Annotated in this window: 4 protein-coding genes and 2 pseudogenes; all 6 read left to right on the top strand. The window is 36.8% G+C overall.

Annotated features, from left to right (window positions below):
* Positions 1 to 313 (top strand): EamA family transporter (locus V3595_RS28515; protein WP_485911317.1); only part of this gene is annotated, 313 nt, incomplete at its 5' end.
* 585 nt (positions 314 to 898) lie between these two features.
* Positions 899 to 2,190: pseudogene (locus V3595_RS28520) on the top strand (IS110 family RNA-guided transposase).
* A 631-nt stretch (positions 2,191 to 2,821) separates the two neighbouring features.
* Positions 2,822 to 3,784: an L-lactate dehydrogenase gene (locus V3595_RS28525; RefSeq protein WP_485911319.1), complete on the top strand. Its 963-nt coding sequence runs from the start codon at positions 2,822 to 2,824 to the stop codon at positions 3,782 to 3,784.
* Positions 3,785 to 3,809: 25 nt separating this feature from the next.
* Positions 3,810 to 3,982 (top strand): annotated as a pseudogene (locus tag V3595_RS28530) (L-lactate permease); the annotation flags it as partial.
* 16 nt (positions 3,983 to 3,998) lie between these two features.
* Positions 3,999 to 4,181 (top strand): hypothetical protein, encoded by a 183-nt coding sequence (locus V3595_RS28535; RefSeq protein ID WP_485911321.1) that lies wholly within the window; start codon positions 3,999 to 4,001, stop codon positions 4,179 to 4,181.
* A 32-nt stretch (positions 4,182 to 4,213) separates the two neighbouring features.
* Positions 4,214 to 5,785 carry an L-lactate permease gene (locus V3595_RS28540; protein ID WP_485911323.1) on the top strand — a complete coding sequence of 524 codons (1,572 nt, stop codon included), beginning with the start codon at positions 4,214 to 4,216 and terminating at the stop codon, positions 5,783 to 5,785.
* Positions 5,786 to 6,207: the final 422 nt, after the last annotated feature.

Below are 6,207 nucleotides of genomic sequence, written 5' to 3' on the forward strand. Positions count from 1 at the left end.
ATTTTTGATGGGTTCTTCTTTTGCAGTAGTTAAAATTGGTCTACCTTATTCATCCCCATTATTATTAGCAGCATTACGCTTCACACTTGCCGGACTCATAATGGCGATGATCGTAATCTTTTTTAAAAGACCGCATCCAAACTCTAAAGGGGATTGGATGTTTTTTCTCGATTTTGGACTTGAAGTGCAAGGGGAATGGGAAATGGAAGGAGAGTTGATGGATCAGATGAGTGGGCTTAATGACGTTAAAGTAGCATGTGTAGGATTGGGGAATTTCTGCTCTTCTTCATTTTTAGTCTCCTCCTTGATGTAACTTGTTTATAGGATAGGAAAAACTTTTAAAATAAAAAGTGGGGTAAATATAAAATTTTTCTTAAATTTATACTTGGATTTTATTATTAATCTTCTTAGGAATCCGCCATTGGTAATTGTGTCTTTAAAATAAAATTGCGAAGCTTGTAAGAAAGATGCGAAGTTTTGAATAAAGTTGTGATACTTTATCTTTTCAATCAAAGATTTCTAAATGAGTTTTGATTAAACTTTTTTCAAACTGGTTTCCTTTTATTAGCCATGGCTTGCAGAAAATTTTCAATCAAACTTTATTCAAAACCAACACCCATAATTGATGGATTTTGACATACCGCCAGTGAAATATGTAATCACGCGATAAAGTTGTTCCGATAAGAATCTCTTTTTTAAATGAACGAACAGGAACAGGTGCGTTAGCTGAAGATCGGAGCTGTCTTGAAGGCAGCTTTTTCGTTATGCAACTATCGGGGCAGCATTCCTGTAATAACTGAAAATGAGGTTTGAACGAAAAAAGACCTCTTGATAAGATGAATGTGTCCTAAGTTAGCCAGCTAAAAAAGGACAAAAACATCTATTTGGAGGTCTCACAATGAATTATAACCAAAATCATAAAATCACTCAAATTACTTCTGAAACCTTAATTGTCGGAGTAGATATAGCCAAGCACAATCATGTCGCGAGAGCACAGGATTTTAGAGGATTGGAACTAGGTAAAACGTGTTTCTTTGAAAATACGAAAGCAGGATTTCATTCGTTTCTAGATTGGATTAACCAACTTGTTAAAGAGTGTAAGTTAAATAAAGTGATTGTAGGCATGGAGCCAACCGGTCACTACTGGTTAAATCTGGCTCATCTTCTAAAAGAGAATAATATTAAGTTCGTATCTGTCAATCCACTACATGTTAAACGAAGTAAAGAATTAGACGATAATTCACCTACAAAGAATGACGTGAAAGATGCAAAAGTCATCGCACAATTAGTCAATGACGGAAGATACGCCGAACCAACAATTCCACAAGGAATTTAAGCAGAACTCCGAGTGGCCAAAAAACTTCGCGATCTTCTCAACGTTGACTTACAGGTCGTTCAGGGACAAGTTCATAACTGGCTTGATCGTTACTTTCCCGAATTTTTGACAGTGTTCAAAAATTTGGGAAGGCAGCTATTCATTTTCTAAAGCTAGAAGCCTTGCCACATCAACTTGTAAATTATACGGATGAAGAGCTCTTACTTTCCTTAAGATAAGTGGTAAAACGCAGTATAGGCTTAAAGAAGATACGAGCACTCAAAGAAGCAGCCAATCGTTCGATTGGTATTCGTCAAGGGGAAGCTATGGCAAAATTAGAGTTGAGAGCTTTACTAGAGAAGTATCATTTTATTCAAGTGAAATTCGAAGAATTAGATCATCAATTAGATCAGTTATTAGACCATATCCCAGGTGTCACACAGATGTTAGAGGTGTCAGGAATCGGTCGAGATACAGTAGCAGGGTTTTTCGCAGAGGTCGGCGACCTCAGGGACTATCAACATCCTCGCCAAATCGTAAAATTAGCAGGTTTAAGTTTAAAAGAAAACACATCCGGAAAGCAGAAAGGTCAGACCAAGATTACCAAACGGGGACGAAAGAAATTGAGGGCTCTCTTATTCCGGGCAGCCATGATACTGGTGGCAAAGAACAAGGCTTTTAAAGCTCTTCATATATATTACACAACACGTTTTCACAATCCCTTAAAGAAAATGCAATCTCTGATAGCCTTGTGTAACAAGCTTATTCGAATTCTGTTTTCAATCGGTAAAAAACAATTTACGTTTCAAGAAGACAAGATGTTAAAGGATATCCCTCATATGGCAACATTTTTAGTACATCAAACAGTCGAATAGTTCATTGAATTTTAAGGTTACACGGTCATTTAATTAACACTCATTTAAAAGTGAAGCACGGATTAGTCGGCAAAGCAACTAACGTGAGGACTTAGATCCTGTGGGGCAGCATGACCGACATCCACCTCATGGAAAGGTTGAACGAAGGAATGTAGGAGCATCAACTCTGTGAGACATGGGAGGGTTGACCTCCATGAGACATGTGGATATCCAAAAGTGCGATCATAACATTGCTTAAACCAATTTTTTCCTATAATTGGCTAGTTTAGCATACACTTTTTTCGATAAATCCCTATCCTTGAGGAGTAATGCCGAGCTTACATAGATAACGGTTAATGATATGACTATGAAATCCTAAGAATTCTAGAGCAATCGTGAGATTGTGTTTAGTTTATTGAGGGAGTTTAGTTGAAGAAGAAACCACCCATTTTCCTGATCAGCGACTGTACTCAAGAGTAGGTTTTGAAGATAAAGGTTTCAGCTCGCAAAAAATCAAGGGATTTCCTTGGTTTTTTGTTTTTTTGAAAAGGATTGTAAAATGGAAAAAAGTGATGTATTATTAAATTGTGAAATGTTTCACAAACAATATTCTCCTTTTACAAACTTAATGAGATGAAAGGATGAAAAACTTATGACAAAAGAAAAAGTAAGCCGTGTCGCATTAATTGGAACAGGATTTGTAGGCTCAAGCTACGCCTTTGCTCTTATGAACCAAGGAATTGTAGATGAGTTGATTATGATTGATTTAAATAAAGAAAAAGCAATTGGTGATGTGATGGATTTAAATCATGGGAAAGTTTTCGCTCCAGATCCAACAAATATTCGCTTTGGAGAGTATGAAGATTGTGCAGATGTAGATTTAGTTGTAATTTGTGCAGGAGCGAACCAAAAACCAGGAGAAACACGCCTTGACCTTGTGGATAAAAATCTGAAGATTTTTAAAACAATAGTCGAGAATGTCATGGCTAGTGGATTTGATGGCATCTTTCTTGTCGCAACCAATCCCGTTGACATCTTAACATACGCAACATGGCATTATAGTGGGTTACCTAAAGAACGAGTCATTGGATCTGGTACCATTCTTGATACAGCTCGTTTCCGTTTCCTACTAGGTGATTACTTTAAAGTCGCACCGAAAAATGTGCATGCGTATATCATCGGAGAACACGGTGACAGCGAGCTACCTGTTTATAGTTCTGCAGACGTGGGTGGTATTCCCGTTTTGAAAATGATTGAACGCCAAGAACACTATAAAAAAGAAGACTTAGATGAGATTTTTATTAATGTACGTGATGCAGCCTACAAAATCATTGAAGGAAAAGGTGCTACTTACTATGGCATCGCTATGGGACTTGTGCGAATTACAAAAGCCATTCTCCACAATGAAAATAGCGTGTTAACTGTCTCTGCTCATCTGGATGGCCAGTATGGTGAAAAGCATGTGTACATGGGTGTTCCAGCAATCATTAATCGTAGTGGGATCCGAGAAGTTGTCGAATTAGAACTCAATGAAGAAGAACAACAGAAATTCCAACACAGTGCTTATGTCTTAAAAGACATTTTGGCGCCTCATTTTGAAGAACTAAAATTATAACATTAAATAGAAAGAAGGAAGCATCATGTGGATTCAAGATTATAATCCATAAATAACACGTTCTTATCAGCCTTGGTTGCTGCCCTTCCTGTCATATTCTTTCTTTTGGGTCTGACTGTATTCAAAATGAAGGGCATTATCGCAGCCCTTCTTACACTAATCATTAGCATAGGTGTATCGGCATTTTTATTCCAGATCCTTACCAGTTGGATCGTTGTTAGAAGGCCAATATGGTAATAGTAATGTTTATGTTGATACTCCAACTGTAATTAATCGTACAGGTGCAAAAAATATTGTGGAGCTTTCCCTAAATGAGAGCGAAAAAGAAAAGTTTGCACATTCTGTTAAAACACTTAAAGATATTCAATCTCTATTTTGGGAGTATTTTAATTCTTAAGTAAGAAATTCTTACGTAAGGGAGCTGTTATTATGTTGGTAGAAACTATCGATCCATTTAATAATCTTGCTATTTCAGCGTTAGTTGCAGCTATACCGATCCTTTTGTTTCTCTTATGTTTGACGATCTTTAAAATGAAAGGTATTTATGCAGCGCTTCTAAATTTATTTGTAACCCTTCTTATTGTACTTTTCCTCTTTAAGCTACCATTGGGTGAAGCAATTGGGAGTGTTGTACAAGGTACGATACAAGGGATATGGCCGATTGGTTATATCATTGTGATGGCCGTCTGGTTATATAAAATCTCTGTTAAATCCGGGAAATTTGATGTTTTACGCGGAAGTATTGCGGGTATTTCACAAGACCAACGTCTTCAGCTCTTACTTATTGGGTTTTGCTTTAATGCCTTTCTTGAAGGGGCAGCAGGTTTTGGTGTACCGATTGCAATCTGTGCCGTTCTATTAGTTTCATTGGGATTCAAACCTTTACAGGCAGCCATGCTCTGTCTAGTAGCAAATGGTGCTTCAGGAGCATTCGGTGCAATTGGCATACCGGTTGGAATCATCGGTACATTTGGGCTGGAAAATGTGACCTCCATGAATGTGTCAATGATGACTGCCTTAACACTGCCGATCATTAACTTTACCATTCCGTTTTTATTAATATGGTTAATGGATGGATTTAAAGGGATTAGAGAAGTATTGCCGGCTATTTTGGTGACATCTATTACTTATACAGTGGCCCAAGCGATCATAACAATATTTGTAGGACCAGAGTTAGCTGACATTATTCCTTCTTTATTAACAATGGGTTTGTTGGCATTATTTCTTAATAAGTGGCAGCCTAAACATATATTTTTACTCAACGGCAAAGAATATGAATTTGAAAATCATTCAATGGGTGATGTTGTAAAGGCATGGTCTCCATTTTATTTATTAACAATATTTGTATTGATTTGGAGCTTTCCTGCATTTAAAGGTTTGTTTTCTCAAGGAGGAATTCTTGAATCTGCTGTACTGAAATTTATAGTACCAGGATCTTCGATCAATATTGGCATTGATTTAATCGGTGCAACAGGAACAGCGATATTATTAGCTGCTTTAACGACGATTGTAACGACGAAAGCAATCAATTTCAGTGAAGGTCTGTCTCTCCTAAAAAAAACTGTTTCAGAATTTTGGATTCCAATCATTATGATCTGTGCAATTATTGGTATAGCTAAGTTAATGACATATGGTGGATTAACAATTGCTTTAGGTGAAGCAGTTGCTACAACAGGAAATATCTTCCCTTTACTATCACCACTATTAGGATGGATTGGAGTGTTTATGACTGGGTCTGTAGTAAATAACAATACGTTATTTGCGCCTATACAAGCTACTGCAGGTAATATCATAGGCACAAACTCATCATTATTAGTTTCTGCTAACACTGCCGGGGGAGTTATGGCAAAGCTTGTTTCTCCACAGTCAATCGCAATAGCAGCAGCTGCCGTTGGTGAAATAGGAAAAGAATCTGATTTAACGAAAATGACATTAAAATACAGCTTTGGGTTATTAGCTTTTGTGTGCATTTGGACATTTATATTATCGCTATTTTATTAGTAATACTTTTATATAACTAACTAGTAAAAAGGAATCAGAGAACTACTCTGATTCCTTTTTCAAAGACAAAGCTGCTTTTAAAAATTAATCTTACTGCTCACTTATTCGAAAATAAATTGAAATACAATCGTTACGGTGAACCGTATCATAAATAACTCCAACCTAAATTTTTGTTAAAGTCTAGTTAACGCTTTGTAGCAAGCAGCCATTCATATTTTCATTTTTTAACAAACGGGCGCGATTCTTTAATAAGAATCGCTTTTCTTAATGAACTAACGGGTGCGTTAGCTGAAGATCAGAGCTGTCTATAAGGCAGCTTTTTCTTATGGAACTAACGGGGCAGGATAGCATTCCTGTAGTTCGTTATTTTTCAGCTTTGAAAAAAATAGGGCTCCTCAGTAAGATATGAGTAAGACACCACT

Source organism: Bacillus sp. CFBP9009, from assembly GCF_036541465.1.
Taxonomy (GTDB): Bacteria; Bacillota; Bacilli; order Bacillales; family DSM-1321; genus Peribacillus.